This window comes from Flammeovirga pacifica (assembly GCF_000807855.2).
Classification (GTDB): Bacteria; Bacteroidota; Bacteroidia; order Cytophagales; family Flammeovirgaceae; genus Flammeovirga; species Flammeovirga pacifica.
On sequence record NZ_JRYR02000001.1, the window covers coordinates 780,565 to 800,137 of the forward strand.

At 31.2% G+C, this 19,573-nt stretch carries 20 protein-coding genes; all 20 read left to right on the forward strand.

The window, feature by feature from the left end; translation table 11 throughout:
• A partial coding sequence (locus tag NH26_RS03170) for a hypothetical protein (protein WP_206780196.1) occupies positions 1 to 270 on the forward strand: 270 nt, incomplete at its 5' end.
• 141 nt (positions 271 to 411) lie between these two features.
• Positions 412 to 1,242, forward strand: a complete 831-nt coding sequence (locus tag NH26_RS03175; RefSeq protein WP_044225498.1) for a hypothetical protein — start codon at positions 412 to 414, stop codon at positions 1,240 to 1,242.
• 53 nt (positions 1,243 to 1,295) lie between these two features.
• The gene (locus tag NH26_RS25780; protein ID WP_262494260.1) at positions 1,296 to 1,427 is read left to right on the forward strand and encodes a hypothetical protein; all 132 of its coding nucleotides are present in this window, start codon (positions 1,296 to 1,298) and stop codon (positions 1,425 to 1,427) included.
• 82 nt (positions 1,428 to 1,509) lie between these two features.
• Positions 1,510 to 2,145 (forward strand): hypothetical protein, encoded by a 636-nt coding sequence (locus NH26_RS03180; protein ID WP_044225496.1) that lies wholly within the window; start codon positions 1,510 to 1,512, stop codon positions 2,143 to 2,145.
• Between the two features lie 200 nt (positions 2,146 to 2,345).
• Entirely contained in the window at positions 2,346 to 2,879 is a 534-nt protein-coding gene (locus NH26_RS03185) for a hypothetical protein (protein ID WP_044225494.1), read from the forward strand.
• A gap of 154 nt (positions 2,880 to 3,033) precedes the next feature.
• On the forward strand, positions 3,034 to 3,498 hold the full coding sequence (locus NH26_RS03190) for a GNAT family N-acetyltransferase (RefSeq protein ID WP_044225553.1): 465 nt from the start codon (positions 3,034 to 3,036) through the stop codon (positions 3,496 to 3,498).
• Positions 3,499 to 3,955: 457 nt separating this feature from the next.
• The gene (locus tag NH26_RS03195; RefSeq protein WP_044225492.1) at positions 3,956 to 4,489 is read left to right on the forward strand and encodes a hypothetical protein; all 534 of its coding nucleotides are present in this window, start codon (positions 3,956 to 3,958) and stop codon (positions 4,487 to 4,489) included.
• A 95-nt stretch (positions 4,490 to 4,584) separates the two neighbouring features.
• A complete protein-coding gene (locus tag NH26_RS03200; protein WP_044225490.1) occupies positions 4,585 to 5,160 on the forward strand; it encodes a YdeI/OmpD-associated family protein in 576 nt (191 codons plus the stop codon).
• Positions 5,161 to 5,281: 121 nt separating this feature from the next.
• Entirely contained in the window at positions 5,282 to 5,905 is a 624-nt protein-coding gene (locus NH26_RS03205; protein ID WP_044225488.1) for a hypothetical protein, read from the forward strand.
• 11 nt (positions 5,906 to 5,916) lie between these two features.
• Complete coding sequence (locus NH26_RS03210; RefSeq protein ID WP_044225486.1) at positions 5,917 to 7,449, forward strand: S41 family peptidase; 1,533 nt, start codon at positions 5,917 to 5,919, stop codon at positions 7,447 to 7,449.
• 209 nt (positions 7,450 to 7,658) lie between these two features.
• Positions 7,659 to 9,917, forward strand: coding sequence for an ATP-binding cassette domain-containing protein (locus NH26_RS03215; protein WP_044225485.1), 2,259 nt, complete (start codon positions 7,659 to 7,661; stop codon positions 9,915 to 9,917).
• A gap of 112 nt (positions 9,918 to 10,029) precedes the next feature.
• Entirely contained in the window at positions 10,030 to 10,605 is a 576-nt protein-coding gene (locus NH26_RS03220; RefSeq protein ID WP_044225481.1) for a Crp/Fnr family transcriptional regulator, read from the forward strand.
• Between the two features lie 73 nt (positions 10,606 to 10,678).
• The gene (locus tag NH26_RS03225) at positions 10,679 to 11,767 is read left to right on the forward strand and encodes an SMP-30/gluconolactonase/LRE family protein (protein WP_044225478.1); all 1,089 of its coding nucleotides are present in this window, start codon (positions 10,679 to 10,681) and stop codon (positions 11,765 to 11,767) included.
• A 624-nt stretch (positions 11,768 to 12,391) separates the two neighbouring features.
• Positions 12,392 to 13,141, forward strand: a complete 750-nt coding sequence (locus NH26_RS03230; protein ID WP_158021875.1) for a YARHG domain-containing protein — start codon at positions 12,392 to 12,394, stop codon at positions 13,139 to 13,141.
• A gap of 186 nt (positions 13,142 to 13,327) precedes the next feature.
• A complete protein-coding gene (locus NH26_RS03235) occupies positions 13,328 to 14,134 on the forward strand; it encodes a ThuA domain-containing protein (RefSeq protein WP_044225472.1) in 807 nt (268 codons plus the stop codon).
• 589 nt (positions 14,135 to 14,723) lie between these two features.
• Positions 14,724 to 15,239 carry a hypothetical protein gene (locus tag NH26_RS03245; RefSeq protein ID WP_044225466.1) on the forward strand — a complete coding sequence of 172 codons (516 nt, stop codon included), beginning with the start codon at positions 14,724 to 14,726 and terminating at the stop codon, positions 15,237 to 15,239.
• A 343-nt stretch (positions 15,240 to 15,582) separates the two neighbouring features.
• Entirely contained in the window at positions 15,583 to 16,791 is a 1,209-nt protein-coding gene (locus tag NH26_RS03250; RefSeq protein WP_084812045.1) for a thioredoxin family protein, read from the forward strand.
• A gap of 483 nt (positions 16,792 to 17,274) precedes the next feature.
• Positions 17,275 to 18,447, forward strand: coding sequence for a dipeptidase (locus tag NH26_RS03255; RefSeq protein WP_084812046.1), 1,173 nt, complete (start codon positions 17,275 to 17,277; stop codon positions 18,445 to 18,447).
• 182 nt (positions 18,448 to 18,629) lie between these two features.
• The gene (locus NH26_RS03260; RefSeq protein WP_044225463.1) at positions 18,630 to 19,094 is read left to right on the forward strand and encodes a hypothetical protein; all 465 of its coding nucleotides are present in this window, start codon (positions 18,630 to 18,632) and stop codon (positions 19,092 to 19,094) included.
• A gap of 26 nt (positions 19,095 to 19,120) precedes the next feature.
• Positions 19,121 to 19,573 carry a GNAT family N-acetyltransferase gene (locus NH26_RS03265; protein WP_044225460.1) on the forward strand — a complete coding sequence of 151 codons (453 nt, stop codon included), beginning with the start codon at positions 19,121 to 19,123 and terminating at the stop codon, positions 19,571 to 19,573.

Consider the following 19,573-nt stretch of genomic DNA (forward strand, 5'->3'; position numbering starts at 1 on the left):
TTGATGAACTGTAGCAAATTTGAGCTTGTAAATATTCAATCGACAGATAAAGTCAGGTTCAATGAGATTTTAAATGCTAAACTGGATGCAGGTTTTGATTTTGAAACTCTAAGAGAGAAGGAGATTCATAAATTGACTGATAAAGAATTATACTTTCTTATTGAAGAATACATAGAAAATGAAAAGAATTCAATGTATAATAAAGGAAGACGTTCAATTAAAAAATATCGGATTGAATTAGAAGAGGAATATGAAAAAAGGACTGAATAACGAGGCGACAACAATATATAAAAAATAATAGCCGAGATAGTAGTAAAATCAAGGGTCGTAACCCGCTTTAACTTTCTTGTAACTAGACAGGAAAGTGCCACGCAATTGTTACTATTAATATACTCACGTAACACAAATAAAATGAGACAGAAATACATATATATAATTCTAGTTGGACTTTTTTTAATTGCTTGTTCGATTAAACAGATACATAGAACATATATAGGTAACTGGTTTGAAAAATCTCTTGATTTCTCAGAGTCTATTATGTTTCATGACGATAACAATCTTTTTGATTTCATACTTGAATATAAATTTATTGGTTCAGGTGGATCAGACTTTAGACCAAAAGAATTTATTTGGTTGCGAAATTCAAATAACCTTTTTGACTTCTTTGAGATAACAAAGAAAATAGGTTTGCAAAGATTAATGAGTAAAGAACAGTATAATCGGATTCTTGTGGAGGAGGATTACTGGGGGAACGATTGGAAAGATAAATCGCTTAACATGATTGTTGATAGTTTAATTCTAACTTACAACTCAAAAAAAGATTCAGGTTATTATTATACAGATTTCTGGAAGAGACGTTGTTCAGAGCAAAATGACAAAATAGTTTTACAGATTTTAAAACAAACTGATTCATTTTACAATCTCGACAAGATTCAGTTTTCTGATAAAATAAATCGGAATGATTTGTATGAACTGATGTTATATAATGTGGAACTGAATGAGACAAAGGACAGTTTAGAATTGAGGTATTTAACTATAAATTATTTCGATTATCTTAAATCAAACGGACTTGAACATTCATCATACAATCTGATACATGAGACTTATCTAAATCGATATGTTCTTGATAAGAGAGATAGTCTTTTAAGGACTTTGAATTATGATACGATTCCAGAACAAAAGTATTGGGATACAAGAAATAATGCGAGTTGGATTAAAACATATATGGATAATGGACCATAAATTACGTTTACTAATAATTCGGGCTTAATTGAAGAAAGACGGTGGGTTGTACATTGAAAAATCAAATTGAAAATATGCTATTTGATTCTGATAATTATAAAAGAAGTCCTCATTATTCTGAGAAAGAAATTACTTTAGAACAAGCAGATAGTGTACTTTTAAGTTGGAATTTAAAAAGGTTATAATATCTACTAAACTCCAAGTCTCGGTCGACAGGACCTCACTCATAGTTTTGTATTGTATTAGGGATCAGCCACCAAATAAACAATGAAAGCATATTCAATCTTGATATTTCTCTTTTGTTTAATTTCATGTAATAGTGAAACTTATATTAAACTTGGTAAAGATTATAGAAAAACAATTCTTCAAATTAATATTGATACAATAGACAACTATAAAAGTTTATACAAGACAATAGATAGCTTATTATGTGATAATTATGAAAGTCAAATCCAACTCCTTATTAAGGATAAGAATGACAATTATAAAATTACTCTAGTAAATAGTTGCTCTGATGATATATTGTGTTTTAAATCTAAAAATCTTTTATTTATTAAAAACGATTCCATTTATAAATACAATATTGGAGTTTATGATTTAGATAGTTTAAGTAGTTTGATCATTTCTGATTTTACAAATAATGGATTAAACTCAAAATTAAGTGAATCTCCTCATAAATTTGTAATTTCAATCGCTCAGCCTAATTTACTGGATATGAAGATTTTTAAAGAGAGGTTATTAAAAATTCTTCATAGTTACATCCAAACGAAAATAGGTTTAGAAAACTTAAAAATAATGTTAGATGTAAACACCAATTATAAATTTGAAAGCATACCATATGAAGAAGATTCAATGTACTTAGAAATGGATTCTTTACTATGGGAATTTGAAAAAACACTATAACAACAGCTATACTCTATCCACCGGTAGACATGCCCACTAGTCGTAGTTAAAGCCATTCTGTTGTGTGTTTTTGATCCTATACCCCAGAAAGACCTTGATTTCTGAAGCTAACAGATATGATAAAATGTAGTAACACAATGAATTATAGAATAAAAATTCACCGTTAGTTAGGATGGCAAAATACGAAAGCCCGGACAAAAATGATAGAGAACAATTTTGATATAAAACTATTAAAACTTCATTGGACAAATGACGTTGATGACCCGACTGACCTTTGTGCACACGGACACGTTTTTGTGAAAATTGGAGACGAAATCGTTTCAGACAAAGACAGTTTAGAAGTGACCGTTAGTGCTACTGCCTTGTATTTAATGCGAACACTTAAAGACAACTATAAAAAAGATGACTATGCAAGTCAAATATTACCTTGCTGCGGACATTTTATTATTGCTGATGATGATAACGACTATGTGAATATTTGTGGTTGTCCGAGTGGTATTGACTGGACAATCATCCACACAGAGGACAATAAAATAAAACATATATCAGACAACGGTCAAGAAGCAATTATCGATAGAGAACAATACAAGAAATTGGTTTTGGATTTTGCGGACCAAGTGGAGAATTTTTACAAAACAAGTTCACCAAAGGCAATTCCGACTGACGACTTTGACAAGAAAGGTTACTTGACATTTTGGAAAGAATGGAAAAATTTACGAGACGAATATAAATAAAAACGTCACACAATAATGTGTATAAAACCAAGTGATTTATCGAGTTTTAGAACATTGAATCAGCTCAGTGTAACTTGACAAGTAAGAGCTTCGAATCACTTATGTTTCTTACACTAAACGTTAAGACAATAAAAAAAGGAATTTAGAAATAATGATGACAGAAATAAGAAACACGATTGAAAGCGACTTAGAAGGACTTAAAGATGTACTTGATTCAAGTGAACTTTTTCCTTCTGAATATCTTGATGAGATGATTTCGGACTATTTTAAGAATCCTGCAACAGAAGAAATTTGGTTCACAAATGTGTCCGATGGGAAAATTATTGGACTCGGATATTGTACGTCTGAAAAACTAACTGACGGAACATACAATTTGCTTGCAATTGCTGTTAGGAAAGACTTGCAAGGAAATGGTGAAGGTAAAAAGATGATTGGCTTCATTGAGAATCTTCTACTTGAAAAAGGACATAGAATACTAATTGTAGAAACGTCAAGCGACCCAGCATTTGAATTAACAAGGAAATTCTATGATCAACTTGGTTACAGAAAAGAAGCGACTATTCAAGATTTTTGGAAAGACGGAGAAGACAAGATCGTTTATTGGAAAAAATTAAAATAAAAGCTGCATATAATAATTAGAACTTATTTTGGTCTGAAAGACCTGAAATTAAGCCCGAGGATTATAAATTGAAGTCAGTTGGGTACTTAAGGAAGACTTTTTATTAATTTGAAAGGTCTTTTTTTGATTTCTTTTCTAATGCTATTTATCCAAAGAAACATGACCTCAGGAAGGTAAATGGAGTATATTTCTAAATACTTTCCTAAGCAAAATATAATTGATCAAGTAAAAAAGGGATCGAAAATTTTCATCAAAAGACATCACATTAACTTGATAAAAAAGACCATATCATTTATCTTGAAATTGTCTTTCAATCATCTAATAGCAAACTATTTTTTCTAATGAGGTTGGAAGTATTTTTTACAATTGATATGTGCCATATGGCCTATATCTGGAAAATTTGGATGGATAAACGCCATTGTGTTTATCCAATGTTTTAAAGCATTGAGCGCAGAAAATGAAAGAACTTTTAAAAAAGCTAAAACTTATAGATTATTTACATACAGAACTAATAATTCAACAGAATGACTTTGTAAATAAATTAAGAAATCATGTGGATGAAGGAAGTACAGGGATTTTCGCTGACACTTTTGACGTTTTTTCATCTAGCAAGAATGAATATAAAGGAGAAGTTAGCTTTAATGGATTTAAAATAAAAAGGAGAAGGAAATTCTTTGACACGAATATGAATATGGCTGTCGCTAACTGGACGTATAGTCAAAAAGAGGGCAAACTGATTATTAATACAGAAATAAATGGGTTTCATGGAATGGTGATTCCTTTTTACATTTTTTGCATCATCATTTATGGAGCCTTCATTGTTGGATTGTTGTCAGCTGATAAAATTGGTGGAAATGCCCCTGGATTAGCTTTACCATTCATTATCATACATGTTGCTTTTATGATGGGAATACCATACTTTATAATGAGAAGAGGTACTAAAAGGCTAAAACACGAATTAGCAAGAGAGTTCTTCTATTTAACAAAATGAAAACACTTTGGCTCAGTGCAAGATTGAAAGTTTATCGCTTTCTATTGTCCTATACTAAACGTTGTGCCTAATGATAAGCCGTCCAAGAAATCAAAATGAAAAATACAAAAGAAATAAATATAAAAAACAGACAAGAATGGAGAGAATGGCTTGAATTGAACCATTCAAAAAAGGATGCAGTATGGCTGATTTTTTATAAAAAAAGTTCTTCAAATTTTAACTTAAGTTGGAGCGAATCTGTTGATGAATCTCTTTGTTTTGGCTGGATTGACAGCACAAAAAAGACTATTGACAACGAGCGGTTTAAACAATATTTTAGCAAAAGAAAACCTAAAAGTAATTGGTCAAGAGTTAATAAAGAAAAAGTTAAAAATCTTATCGAGCAAGGATTAATGAGAGATGCAGGGTTCAAAAGTATTTCTATTGCAAAAGAAAATGGTTCTTGGACTATTCTAGATTCAGTTGAAAATTTAGAAATTCCAAATGAATTAGAACAAGCATTTAAATGTAATAAAGAAGCAAAAGAATACTTTGAAAATCTCTCGAAGTCTGAAAAAAAAATACTCTTATATTGGATAGTTTCAGCTAAAAGGGAAGAAACTAGAACCAAAAGAATTGTAGAGATTGTTGAAAATGGTAACATGCAGATGAAACCTAAACAATTTAGATAAAAACATCTTACAATACGGTTTACAGCAAATAGGGTGTTTTGTAGTAAAAGGTCTTGCATACTGTATGTTTTAAATTGGCCTTGAATGACAAGACGAATCATCTTAAACTAAAAATTAATATATGAAAGCATATTGTATAAGTGGTTTAGGAGCAGATCAAAGAGTTTATAATAACTTAGAAATCAAATATGAAAAGATATCTATAAGTTGGATAACTCCTTTAAAAAATGAATCGCTAAAAAATTATGCAATTAGATTATCTCAGAAAATAGATCAAGATGAAGAATTTATTCTTATTGGCGTTAGTTTTGGAGGTTTGATAGCGGTTGAAATTTCCAAAATACTGAAACCGAAATTTACAGTTTTAATTTCAACAATTGAAAAGTCATCAGAATTACCTTTTCTTTATCGTTTGGTAAGTAAGATGAATTTTGTGAAATACCTTCCATCAAAACTTTTTCATATGCCCTTCTTTATTGCCTCATTTCTTTTTGGGACAAAGAATCTATTATTAAAAGAGATCTTACAAGACTCGGATTTATCATTTACAAAGTGGGCAATAAACACGTTATTACATTGGAAAAATGAGACAAGTATAAATAATTGTGTTAAAATAAATGGAACATCAGATTTGATATTATCCTCATATGAGTCAGATTTTTATATAAAAAATGGACATCATTTTATGATTGTTGATAGGGCAGATGAAATATCAGAAATAATTAATACGTATACTAATCATTAAAAAAAATAAACATGAAATGTATAAACTTAATTTTAACTATTTTACTTCTAAATACTTTTTGTACTGAAGCCCAGAAACACCCTTTTGATGACTATTTTACAAGAGAACTAACTGTGGAACAACTTAATGAGGATTTGGATATATTGAAAATGGGATTGGAGAAAATACATCCTAGCTTAAACCAATATATATCAGAAAAGGAGTTTGCCAATTTGTTTGAAAATGAGGGTCTGCAGGTAGACTTGGATTTAAATGTACAGGAGGCTTACAGAAAAATATGTAAAATAGTAGCTAATGTAAAATGTCAACACACGATCGCCACACCACCGGATAACTTAGTCTATCGGATGCAAAAAAACGGAAAATTCTTCCCACTGAGAGTTTTTTGGGAATTTGATCCTGTAAGGGCTTTTGTGATTTTTGATTTTTCTAAAGAAGCTGATCTATCTCCAGGTACAGAAATATTCAGTATTAACGGAAAAAGTATTCAGTCTATTCATGATGAATTATTACCTTTTTTTCCTAGTGACGGTAACATATTAAGTAATAAACAGAGTAGATTGCAAGTTGGTGTTGACTTTCAGTTTTGGTATTACCTTTTGATAGAAAGACCCGATAGTTTTTTAGTTGAACTATCAGACAATAATAGACAGAGTTATACAAAAAGTTTTCAGGCGGTTACTTTTAAACAATGGACAAGAAATTACAGAAAGTATCTTTCCCAAAAGGATCCATTAGTTAGAGAATATACGGACTATTATTCTGCTAAAGAAAAGCTAAATAGGAAAGAACCAATTCGTTATAGATACCTTTCTGATAGTATTGCTCTTCTAACGGTGATGAATTTTGATGATTCTGAAAAGTTCAGTACAGTTATCCCTGAAGCATTTAGTGATTTTAATAAGCAAAATGTTCAAAACCTAATAATTGATGTTAGGTATAACGGTGGAGGAAACGATATTCTTGGTAGAAAACTATTTTCCTATCTGATAAACCAACCTAGTACTTATTTCGATTCACTTTATTCGAGTACAGGCATCTCCGATACTACATTTCTATTTAATAATACCGATAAAAACCGAGCTTGGTTTCAGTATACGTTACCATTGGTTGATAGTTTACCTGATGGAAGATTTGCAACAAAACCATCAATTAATGAAGGGTTATTGGTTCAACAACCAAACAAAGACAACTTTGAAGGAAATGTATATATTTTGATGAATGGCCGAAGTGCCTCTACCACAGCCGAATTTTTGGCCTCGGTACACTTTAATAAGTTAGCCACCTTTATTGGTGAAGAATCAGGAGGTGATTATCACGGAGGAAACGGAGGTGACTTTGCCAAATTAAAATTACCTAATTCTAATATTCATGTGCAAATACCACTGACCAATTATGTTATGAACAGTCAAGAAAAACAGTTTTATGGTCGTGGGACCCTGCCTAATTATCCAATCACTCCATCAATAAATGATTTTTTGATGATGAAGGACCCAGATTTGGAGAAGGCTTTAATGCTGATCGAAAAAGAAAAAAGAAGGTGATAATTAAGGTTTAGATTGTTTAGAATAATCAAAATTAAGCTCTATCTTGAATAAAAACATTAGAGTATTCAATACAGACTGTATAGAATTTCTAGCAGGCTTTTCATTTATTTGAAAGCTAAATGCAGTAAATATCCAAGCATCATTACATAAACGAAATGTAATAAAATAGGTACAATACAAGGTAGATTACGAATAAGAATCCCATCATGTCAAAAATCAAAATAAAAGGTGCTCGACAAAATAATCTTAAGAATATCAGTATTGACATCCCAAGAAATGAGATTGTTGTTTTTACCGGTTTATCTGGTTCAGGAAAGTCATCTTTAGTATTTGAAACAATAACAGCAGAAGCACAGAGACAGCTCTATGATACCTTTTCTACTTTTGCCAGAAGTAGACTCCCAAAATTTGATCAAGCCGATTATGATGCTATCGAAAACTTGTCTCCCGTAATTTTATTGGAACAAAAGCGAATTTCAGGCAATTCAAGGTCAAACGTTGGAACTCTTTCAGAAATTTCAAGTTTTTTAAAATTACTTTTCTCTCGGATTGGACAACCAGAAGTAGGTATGTCTAATCATTTTTCTCCCAACACACCAGAAGGAATGTGCCCCACGTGCGGTGGTTTGGGTAAACTAAACGATTTAGAGATTAACCAAATTATTGATTGGGACAAATCGTTAAAAGAAGGTGCAATTTTATTCCCAGATTTCAAAGTGAATTCATTGGCTTGGAAAATAATTGCCAATACAGGTTTTTTCGATTTAAACACACCTCTAAAGGAATACTCAAATGACAAAATTGATTTACTCTTTTATGCTGATGGGGAAAAGTTTCAGTTTGCAGGTGGAGAAGAAGGCATTGATGCAAACTTTAATGGGATTGTTACCAAAATAAAAAGAGGTTTTCTGAAAAAAGACTTTAACAGCTTATCGAAAGCTCGACAAAAGATTATCCAACAATTTGTAACTACAAAACCTTGCCCTTCATGTCAAGGAGCTAGGTTAAAGAAAGAGGTATTGGATTGCCGAATTAATGGAAAAAACATTTATGAATTAGGGAAACTTCAATTAACAGAATTACTTGATTTTTTCAATAGTGTACCCAATCAAACAGTTGAAACAGTCTTAGAACAATTGAAGCATCGGACAAAGAATTTGGTCAATATTGGCATAGGATATTTGAATTTAGAAAGAAGTACAGGCACTCTTTCTGGTGGTGAAGCACAGCGTGTTCAATTAGCCAAACAACTGGGCAATAGCTTAACAGAAATGCTCTATGTGCTAGATGAGCCAAGTGTTGGTTTACACCCAAGAGATGTAAAATTAGTAGCAGACCTTTTGATTGATTTAAAAGAGAAAGGGAATACCATTTTAATGGTTGAGCATGATCCAGATTTAATTAAGATAGCTGATCATGTTATAGACATGGGACCAAAAGCAGGACGTTTAGGAGGACAGGTGATTTTTCAAGGTAGTTATAATCAATTACTCCAATCAAACACCCTGACTGGTCAGTTTATGAAACAAAAAATTTATGTAAAAACTGAATTTAGAGCATGGACAGAGACCTTTGAGATTAAAAATGCCTCAGCAAATAACTTGAAGGGAATAGATGTTCAAATACCAGCAAAAATTTTTACTTGTATAACAGGAGTTGCAGGTTCTGGTAAAAGCTCTTTGATTCACAAGGAATTTTTAAAGATTCATCCAGAAGCGATTGTAATTGATCAATCTCCCGTCGGGAAATCTATTCGTTCTAATCCTGCGACCTATACAGGTGTTTTTGATGATATCCGAGATTTATTTGCTCGGTCTAATGAAGGAACAATTGCTTCCCTCTTTTCTTTCAATAAAGAAGGAGCCTGCGAAAATTGCAATGGTTTAGGTTATATCATGATGGATCTAGCCTTTATGGATCCAATTAAAACTACTTGCGAAAAATGTGGAGGACACCGATACAACAAACAAGTAGAATCATATTTGTTAGATGGAAAAACTATTGTTGATGTATTAAACTTAACAATTAGTGATGCACTTCAATTTTTTAAAGAACCGAAAATCTTAAAAAAACTTCAAGTTTTAGAAGAAGTTGGTCTTGATTATTTACAACTCGGTCAGCCTTTGTCAACTTTATCAGGAGGTGAATGTCAACGTGTGAAATTAGCCAGTGAATTACATAAAGAAGGTAACATTTATATAATGGATGAGCCTACAACCGGCCTGCACTTATCTGACATTTCCAAGATTATAGAACTGATAGAAAAGCTTGTAAAGAAAGGGAATTCTGTCATTGTAATAGAGCATAGTTTAGACATAATGAACAATGCAGATTGGATTATTGATATTGGACCTGAAGGAGGTAGTAATGGTGGGAAAATTGTATTTGAAGGCACTCCAATAAACCTTCAAAAGAAGAATAATGGCTATACTGCGAAGTATTTAAAAGAATACAATAAAAAATAAAATGGTATGCTATAATTAAGACTTAGTTTGGGCTGTAACTAATACTTAGAAAAATAGAGCTACTTGGAGAAACAGAAGATAAGTTAAAGACAATAAGGTGATAATTACTAAAATGGAAGAACTAAAAAACTATCTAAATCATATAAGCGTTTTAGGAGAGGAGACATTTAATATCTTACAGAATTACTTCGAACCTATTGAGTTGAAAAAACATGAGTTTTTCATTAAAGAAGATAGTTATGCTAAACAAATAGGTTTTCTACAAAAGGGAATTGTTAGAGCATTTTTTGTTAACAATGAAGGGAAAGAATATAATAAACAGTTTTTCGTTGGGCCATCTATAATCGGAGCATATTCATCGTTACTGACGAATCAACCTAATAAAATTGCACAACAAGCATTAACTGATTGTCAAATACTAGTAGCTGATTTTAAAAAGGTAGAAGCACTTTATGACAAGCATCATGATCTTGAGCGATTGGGTCGAAAAATAGCGGAGTATTACTTCTTAGAGAAAGAACAAAAGGAACTTGAAATGGGCTTGTTAGATGCCGACAAAAGATATGAGTTAATGAGAGAGAAATTTCCTAGCATAGAGCGTATCATCCCACAGTATTATATAGCATCATATTTAGGCATTTCTCCAACTCAGTTAAGTAGAATTCGAAAAAAATTAAGTCAACCTTAATTCGTTTACATATGTAAATGGAATCGAATATCTAATCCTTCAATTTTGTCAGGTAATTAAATCATAATTTATCATGACAAATAAGAATAAACTCTCAATCATAGTAGCAACATTCGCTTTTTCCTTTACATTATTTACTGGTTGCGCTATTCATCCGGTAGCTTGGACACCCCCTTTAAAGCCCCAGTTCGAAGGGAGTACAGCCTTAAACGAAAAACTAACAAAGGCTACACAAATAGATCTATTAGGATATTACGGAGCAGAAGAATTTGTTGCAGATAAACTAGGTAATCTTTATTGCGGTGTTCACATAGGAGAAAATGATTTCTCTTCAGGTGCGATTCTAAAAATAAAACCTGATGATTCTGTCGAAGAATATTTACAAACCGAAAACTGGGTTACCGGAATGCAGTTTGATAAAAATGGGGCTTTAATAGCCTTAATGAATGATGTTGGTTTGATCAGAATCAATCAAGATAAATCAATAGATACTTTACTGACAAAAACACCCGACGGTCAATCCATTCGAATGGGAACGGGTCTAAAAATTTCTTCTGATGGAATCATTTATTTTGTGAATATGTCCTCTACAGAGAAAACCTCTATGAAGTACATTAATAAATTGATTTTAGAAATGAAGCCTACCGGTGGAGTTTATGCTTATGATCCACAAAAAGGTATTACTACTACTTATTCAGAAGGTAATTATTTTGGAAACGGATTAGAAATTTCTTCTAATGAAGATTTTATATTGGTATCTGAAACGTCAAAGTATAGAATCTTAAAGTACTGGATTAAAGGGGACAAAAAAGGAGAGTCAGAAGTTTTTATGGACAACTTACCTGGCTTTCCAAACAATATCTCCAAAAATAATAATGGGAACTTTTGGTTAGGTTTTACCACAAAACGGAATGACCAATTGGATAAAATTCACTCTAAAGTAGGAATGAAAAAGTTTGTCTATGGTCTACCCACTTTCATTCAACCTCAACCGGAAAAATTTGGAATGGTGTTAGAAATTTCGGAGGAAGGTGAAATCATTAAATCTTTATTTGATACTAAAGGAAGTTATGTCTCTGAAGCAGGAGCTATTATAGGACATGAGGGATATTTGTATCTAGGCGGAGATGTTGTTTCGTATGTTTCAAAAATTAAAAATTAAAATAGAAAAAAGAGTTTAGTGTAGGGTTGTGAAATATGGCTAATAAATTTATTATATTATCAGTACACATTTTATGTTCCATATTAATGCAAGACTTAAGATCTCATAGTTTGTGAAGAACATTACAAGTTGGCTCCATTTAAGTTTGAAGGAGACATCAAAAAAGTAATTGTAGATTATACTAAATAAAAGTTTGCAACTCTTTCATATCACCTTAGGATTACTCTGATAGACTATTTCTAGGGTGATTTTTTATTTAGAATCCGAAATACTTATAATTTAACTTGTGTCAGTATATTCTAGTAGATTTTTTCATCTATTGATTTTCAAATATTTAAACTATAAATTAGTGCCATATTCAAAACAACGGATAGCAAACTATTTTTTAAAACTTTTGTGGATTTTTTATGGTATACGTCATTTCTCATTTAAAAAATGAATAGAATCATTTTACTAATTAAAGGTAATAATCAAGTCAAAATTATTACAGAACAAGTGGAAAAGTTTAGAAATGCTATTGAATATTGGTTTGAAAACAGAAGTTTCAAAATAAAAAAACGTGATATAACAATACCTTAGATGAAGAACTGCTTTAGGATACATCTAATGTTTGTAAAAAAATCGATGAAACATATATTTAATTTATTGATACTAATGGTCGCAGGTTGGTCTGTAGGATATGCTCAAGAGTCGAATTCGAATTCTGAAGCAAATTATATCCCGGCTGATTTTCCGAAAAACTATGTTGTGGTAGAGGAATGGATAAATTGTACAAAAGGAAAATATGTATTTAAGTCTACTAATGATTATATATTCATTCATGATTGTATTGGGGATAGTGAAATCTATGATTTAGGTAGATGGGAAAGAAAAGGTGATACGATTTTAATATTTATCACCCATACGATAGGAACAAGACCGATAGGTGAACCAACTAATCCTGAATATAAAAGTGCAGCGGTACCAGAGGATTACCTTACCTACAAGACTTATGTTCATTTTGAGTCTTGGGATGAAAAAAAGAAAATTATTAATGTGAATGACTTTCTACATTCTATGTGTACTATTAGTGAAGAAGAAAAGGCATCTCATATAAAAATTAATACAGATAATTATTTAATTCCCGGAGATTATAAATATGTTTCGTGTAAAATCCTGACGGAGAATGATATTAAGAACCATAGTAAGTCTGAGTTAAGGTTAATGAGAAATGAAGTATTTGCAAGATATGGCTATCGGTTTAAATCAGATGACTTGAGGATCTATTTTTCAAAAAAGGATTGGTATTTTCCCAAGTTGGATAAAGCTGACGAGTTTTTAACTGATATTGAGATAAAGAATATTGATTTAATTAAGAGACTTGAGAAACAATAATATTGTTAAAGTATTAAAGGTGAACCTAAAACCTTAATCAATTAGGTGTATAGAGTTTATGGAGAAAGACATCCACATAGTCGGTCAAAATATATAACGACACCTTATAAAATTGGATGGTGAAAAATTATAAACTGACCATAATTCACGTAGTTATTATACATTTTACTTCAACAAATTTAGGCTATGAATAGAAAAATACTTTTTACTTATACCATACTATTTATGAGTATGATTGCTTCATTTCAATCTCATGCTCAACAATTTCAAGTTTTATTAATTACCGAAACCTCAGGTTGGCATCATGAATCAATTGATGCAGGAGTAAGAGCCATTAATAAATTGGCTGCAACACATAATTTCAAAGCTGTAAGACAGCAAAATTCTGTTCCAATTACCCTTGAAAGGTTGAACCAATTTGATGCTGTCATTTTTCTAAGTACCTCTGAAGATATTTTTAATGAAAAAGAAAAGAATGCTTTTGAACAATACATTCAATCAGGTAAAGGTTATGTTGGAATTCATGGTGCTTCAAATACTGAATATAATTGGGAATGGTATACTAGACTAGTAGGTCGTATGTTTATTATTCATCCAACTGTTCAAACAGCACAAATAAATATCATTGATAAAAATTTCCCTGGGTTGGAGTCATCGCCAAGCAAAATGATTTTTACAGATGAATGGTATGAATTTACAGAGGCAAAAGTCGAAGGATTAAATTACTTGATCACGGTGAATGAAGAAACCTATAATCCTACTGCAGATTGGGGCTATAAAGAAGGTCATGGATATGTTAAAGGTAATGGCATGGGTGAATTTCATCCTATATCATGGTACCATGAGTTTGATGGAGGGCGATCATTTTATACTTCATTAGGTCATATTGATCTTATTTATGAAAACACATGGTTTTTAAATCATATATATGGTGGAATATATTATGCTGCTACTGGGAAAGGGATAAGTAAAACAAAGCAACCCTCAGAGTAATGTATAGGAGAGAAAGCTTTTGAAAAAAATCTATTTAAGTGTAATGGATTATTGATGGAAAGTTTATTTATACTTTAAAATAAAAAAGAATCTTTTGAGACTAAAATTTGGGGAAATCATACTTATCATGTTTTATAACCAGGATATTATGTAGTGGAATAATGAATATGAAGACTTAAATATTTAAATTAGTATGGTTATATGTCTTATGTTATATAACCATTCATAAAAATAAACGCCAAGAGGTTTATCCAATATTAGTATTCTTTAAAGCAACAGCACAGCAAATGGACTTTCAAAAATTTACACCTGCTCTAACACATATGATATTGAATCCTATAAAGTCAAAAAATACGGAATTATTAAAATTTGCTTTATATGATTTAGTTTTTATTGATATTTTAATCTTAGAACAGGAGTGGAAGTTCCCTCATGCAAGAAGCCGAAGTGAAAGTTTATACTTATATATATCCAGAGGAAATAAATTCAATCAATACACAAAAAAATACATCAAGATATTTTTATTGAACCATTCAAGATTAAGAATAAAAGGATACAGCTAGAGAGATTAATCAAAGAAGTATTTCCCATGTGTGGAAACGGTCAAGGATATAAAGCTTTACAATTAAGCCAAGAATTTAAATCATTCGGTATATTTTATCCAACATTTATTTTTAAGGATTTCAATATATTTTTTTTAAACGCTAAGGGCAGAGACCTAAAAAGTAAAATCAAGCTAAGTTTAGATCACTATAATACACGATTAAGATCTAAAGATTTAACAGCCAAAGAACTCAAAGAGATTCTTCAGGATATAGGTTCAAATATTTTTTTATTAGAAAATTTCAATGCTGATTTAATAGAAAAGTTAAATTTTAAGCTATCACTAGGCTCAAATGAGAAAGGTGCATTAGAGCATAATTTCAATTTTGAAAACATATATGATGTGATGTCACCGTCTTTATTAATGAATATGGATATAATAGAATCATTTTCTAGTTCCTTCGATCAAAATTTCCTTTTTGAGTCAGCTAATCATTATTCACCATTACCTTCTTCTGATGGTTATGACTCTAGTGATTTTGATTTTGGCGGAGATTTTTAACCCCACAACAATTATTTGTGCTAAACATCCAAAAAGTTTAGTCCTAACTGAACAAAGTTGGTGAGATATCCATTGTTGAAAGTATTGAATTTAGAGTAGACTTTTCATTGATATGAAGGGTCTTTTTTTCTTTACTTCAAAAGTGAATTTTATTTACTCATAAATTAAAACGAGAAGTATTAACTCTTGAACCATTACTTCTATAGCACCCTTTGCTGAATAGTTTAGTTGTTTTCTTGTTAAATTTAAATTGTTACTGTAACATTGTGGTACTCAACTAAAAACAGTAAGTCTCAATTCAATCAGACTCTCACAATTGTACTTATTTACAATCCAAACCAATATGAAAAACTTTCAAATACTACTATTACTATGCTTCATGTGTAGTTGTCATCAAACTTCAACAAATAAAGAAGACAATAATGCCACAAATGCACAAAAACTAATTGTTGTGGAACAAGATTATATAAAAGCCAAAGAATTAGCTTCCAAAGAAAGTAAACTACTTTTCATTGATTTTTACACCACTTGGTGTGCACCATGTAAACAATTAGACAAACTTGTTTTTGAAAATGACTCCATCAAAGAAATATTGAGTAATGATTATATTTTACTGAAATATGATGCCGAAAATGATACAGTTTTCCATTTATCCAAAAAGTATCATGTGAGTAGTTATCCAACTGCAATTGTCTTAAATCCAAAAGGCTATGTTGTAAACAGAAAATATGGGTTTCCTGGAAATGATTTTAGGACCTTAAGTCAAAGTGTATTGGAGTTTACAGAGCAAAGTGTCGCATTAAATAACCAAAATGAGTATATAAAAGGATATTCAAATACCATAAATAAGACCAAGTATCCTCAGTTTTATATCGATTTTGTGAATCGAACTAATATTAAACCAAAAACTTCTGATATAGTTAGTTTTATTAATAGCAAAGAAAATTTCTTTGTAGAAGAGGATTTTACCACACTATTTTACTTTGGTCGTAAAGCACCACCAAGTGTCGGAGATATCATTGCAAGAGATAAGGAAAGGTACTTTGACCTTTACGGAAAACAAGACGTAGAAGTACTTCTATACTTTATTGCATCAGCAAAATTTAATGAGGCGATCATAGAAAACGATCAAGAGAAATATAATCTTGCTGTAAAATTTACTAAAGAGACTCTTAGCCAAGATTGGATAGATGATATTTTACCTAGTTTTGAAATTGATTGGTTGAAATCTCAAAATAAGTGGCTTGAAGTCTTTGAAGTGTATGAAAAAAGGAAAAATAATGGAGATCTTAAAGAAGGAGAGATAAATTATATATGTTGGGATGTTTATAAAAAGTGTGATGATCAAGAAGTGATCACCAAATGTATTGATTGGATGAAAGAAGTTACTGATAGCAAACCTAATTATGCTTATTTAGATACCTATGCATTTCTCCTCTTTAAATCAGGCAATAAAAAAGAAACCAAAGAAATCGCTAATAAAGCTATTGAAATGGCTAAGCAAGAAAATGAAAATCCTAAGACATTAGAGGAATTGCTTGAAAAGCTATAAGTTTCAATTCAAAGTAGAACTTTATCTGACAAGAATTTCTTGACAATACGAATTTGCAAGGCTATTGATTCAATTAAATTAACGACAATGAGATTGAGTTTTCGGAGTAATTAGAAAATCTGAAACAAATTGACCATATGCTTTCTATCACTTTTTGATCATTCAACTCAAGATATTATCAAAAAATCTCAACGTATCTAAGATCCATATAAATGGTATTCAAAACTTTTATATAGCATTTGACTCAGTATTAAATGATACTCTAAATGCGATAAATATTTCAAATATTAAAAATTATAATGATTTTTATGTTCGTAGTAAAAAAGACAAGTATATTAAAGTCAATTACTCGAAATAAATTATATTTTTTACAATAATAACTAAACTCCACTTCTCGGCTGATGTGCCTCCTCGCTCTCAGTTTAACCATTATGTGGTATTAATTAAAAATAAAGACGCTTACATAATATTAAAAACTTAAAGATGAAAAATTATAAACTTGAAGTATTGTCACTATTTGCAATAGTTTTTACTGTAGCATCCTCTTTTTCACCGCTGAGTGAAGAAAGCAAAATCTGGAAAGCTACAGAAAAGGCCAAGAAATTTGTACATGAAACTATTGTCATTGGTTTTTTTGCAAGTCCTTATGGAGCAGGATGGACTGAAGATAAACATCTTCATGATTATCTAAATCGAGCAAGAGCAACAGGTATTACAGGACATGATATGACACTCGCTGCCGCGGGACACACTTGGGAGAATTTCATGAATGAAAATCAGAAATGGCGTTCAACTATGGCTCAAGATAAGGATAAATACATTTTTGTTCGAAGTGTGAGAGATATTGAAGAAGCACATAAAAGGGGGAATACTACTGCTGTGATCTGGAATTCGCAAACATCTACAATATTAGACGGTGATTTAGGTAAAGTGGCCACACTAAAAGAAATGGGTATCAGTAGTATGATATTGTCTTACAACGACTTATTCAGAGCAGGATCAGGATGCTTGGCCGAGTTTAACGGAAATACAACGGGTGTAACTTCTTGGGGCCTTTCAGTTATAGATGAAATGGTGAAGCACGGAATCATAGTTGATTTGAGTCATATGGGACCTATAATGACAAATGGCATTATGGATCATATGGACAAAAATCACCCAGGTGTTCCTTATGTTTTTACTCATTCATTACCACATGGATTATATAAAGACGAGGCTAATGCTACGCCTAGAGGGTGTTATCGAAACATTACTGACGAAGAGGCGATAAGAGCAGCAAAATCAGGAGGATACATATCTCCGACATTTACAGAATGGATGATGGATGGTGTTTGGCCTGAAGATATAACGCCTCAACAGTGTGCCGATATGATTGACTATTATGTAAAACTCGTTGGTATAGATCATGTAGGTATTGCCACTGATGATATGTTTACGACTAAACCTACTATGGACTTTGTGGCTAAGAATAGTGCAATGTATGCTGACGATGGTTATATGGTGGATGCTTTCAATAAAGGAGCATCTGGCTGTGGTGAACTGGCTAAAATATTACCTGCTATTACAGATGAACTTTGGAAACGAGGATATAAAGATAAGGATATCGCTAAAATTTATGGAGGAAATAAAATGCGTGTCTTTAACAAAGTATGGTAATCTCAATAATCTAATTCTAGCAATAAGTATGGTGCATATCCTTAGACATATGCACCATACACTGAACGTTGTGTATAATGTAAATGACCAAAGCGATTACAATTAATCTTTCAGTGGCCTAATTTTTTAAGAGATTGGAAGTGTTTATCTAATATTGTAGTCAATAAAAATTCGAGAAATACATGAGCCTTGAAGTACCAATAATTATTCTAATTCTAGCTATTCCTACTTATTTCATTTGTTTATGGGGATTGAAAAAACGAAAAGCTGGAACTGATAGTAACAGGAAATGGCTAGCTTTAATTCCTACATTCATTTTTAGTCCATTAATTTATGTTGGGCTAATAATGATATGGATTTTCTCAATATCATATTATCCAACTAACGACTTTAACCAAACAGAGTGGAATTCGAATGTCGAAGAAAGATATAAAATGTCTGAAGACATTATTGAAAGTAAAATATTGATAGGAAAAACTAATACTGAAGTAATTGAGATACTAGGAACAGATTTTTTATCCAATAATATTAGAAGTATTACCTACGAATTAGGTCACGTTCCTAGACTTTTTAATATCGATCCTGATTATTTAGAAATTAAGCTGGAAAATGGAATTGTAGTAAGCGTACACCAATATGAAGGGTAATAGAAAACTACCCTAAAAAATAAAACATGAACTTTGAATTAAAATATATAGATCATCAAGATGAACTTTATGATCAAGCAAAGAAAATAAGAATTGATTGTTTTTTTTCTGGTATGACGAATGCAGAAGAATTAATTAATGATGCGTATGAAAGGATTGGAAATCATCTAGTATTAATTAATAATAAGGGGCAAGTTATTGGAACTGGACGCTTTCATACAATGAATTCAATAGGGATAATCTCTCAAATGGCAGTTAGGAAAGAAAATCAAAAAACAGGAATTGGTGCTATACTATTGAATGAACTCATTAAAAAAAGTAAAGCTATTGGAATGAACCAAATTGAATTAAGTGCTAGAGAAACCGCGATCAGTTTTTATAAGAAAAAAGGATTCAAAACTTTGGGTGATAAATATCCTTCTATTAAAACAGGAATCATACATCAAAAAATGATCTTGATAACAGAAGACCTTACTTAA

What these genes read in the sequence shown, in the direction of transcription:
- NH26_RS03265 (WP_044225460.1), top strand. Translation starts at nt 19,121, where the DNA reads ATGAACTTTGAATTAAAATATATAGATCATCAAGATGAACTTTATGAT.
- NH26_RS03215 (WP_044225485.1), top strand. Translation starts at nt 7,659, where the DNA reads ATGTCAAAAATCAAAATAAAAGGTGCTCGACAAAATAATCTTAAGAAT.
- NH26_RS03235 (WP_044225472.1), top strand. Translation starts at nt 13,328, where the DNA reads ATGAATAGAAAAATACTTTTTACTTATACCATACTATTTATGAGTATG.
- NH26_RS03205 (WP_044225488.1), top strand. Translation starts at nt 5,282, where the DNA reads ATGAAAGCATATTGTATAAGTGGTTTAGGAGCAGATCAAAGAGTTTAT.
- NH26_RS03225 (WP_044225478.1), top strand. Translation starts at nt 10,679, where the DNA reads ATGACAAATAAGAATAAACTCTCAATCATAGTAGCAACATTCGCTTTT.
- NH26_RS03250 (WP_084812045.1), top strand. Translation starts at nt 15,583, where the DNA reads ATGAAAAACTTTCAAATACTACTATTACTATGCTTCATGTGTAGTTGT.
- NH26_RS03175 (WP_044225498.1), top strand. Translation starts at nt 412, where the DNA reads ATGAGACAGAAATACATATATATAATTCTAGTTGGACTTTTTTTAATT.
- NH26_RS03220 (WP_044225481.1), top strand. Translation starts at nt 10,030, where the DNA reads ATGGAAGAACTAAAAAACTATCTAAATCATATAAGCGTTTTAGGAGAG.
- NH26_RS03255 (WP_084812046.1), top strand. Translation starts at nt 17,275, where the DNA reads ATGAAAAATTATAAACTTGAAGTATTGTCACTATTTGCAATAGTTTTT.
- NH26_RS03195 (WP_044225492.1), top strand. Translation starts at nt 3,956, where the DNA reads ATGAAAGAACTTTTAAAAAAGCTAAAACTTATAGATTATTTACATACA.
- NH26_RS03245 (WP_044225466.1), top strand. Translation starts at nt 14,724, where the DNA reads ATGTGTGGAAACGGTCAAGGATATAAAGCTTTACAATTAAGCCAAGAA.
- NH26_RS03200 (WP_044225490.1), top strand. Translation starts at nt 4,585, where the DNA reads ATGAAAAATACAAAAGAAATAAATATAAAAAACAGACAAGAATGGAGA.
- NH26_RS03260 (WP_044225463.1), top strand. Translation starts at nt 18,630, where the DNA reads ATGAGCCTTGAAGTACCAATAATTATTCTAATTCTAGCTATTCCTACT.
- NH26_RS03210 (WP_044225486.1), top strand. Translation starts at nt 5,917, where the DNA reads ATGAAATGTATAAACTTAATTTTAACTATTTTACTTCTAAATACTTTT.
- NH26_RS03230 (WP_158021875.1), top strand. Translation starts at nt 12,392, where the DNA reads ATGAAACATATATTTAATTTATTGATACTAATGGTCGCAGGTTGGTCT.
- NH26_RS03190 (WP_044225553.1), top strand. Translation starts at nt 3,034, where the DNA reads ATGACAGAAATAAGAAACACGATTGAAAGCGACTTAGAAGGACTTAAA.
- NH26_RS03180 (WP_044225496.1), top strand. Translation starts at nt 1,510, where the DNA reads ATGAAAGCATATTCAATCTTGATATTTCTCTTTTGTTTAATTTCATGT.
- NH26_RS03185 (WP_044225494.1), top strand. Translation starts at nt 2,346, where the DNA reads ATGATAGAGAACAATTTTGATATAAAACTATTAAAACTTCATTGGACA.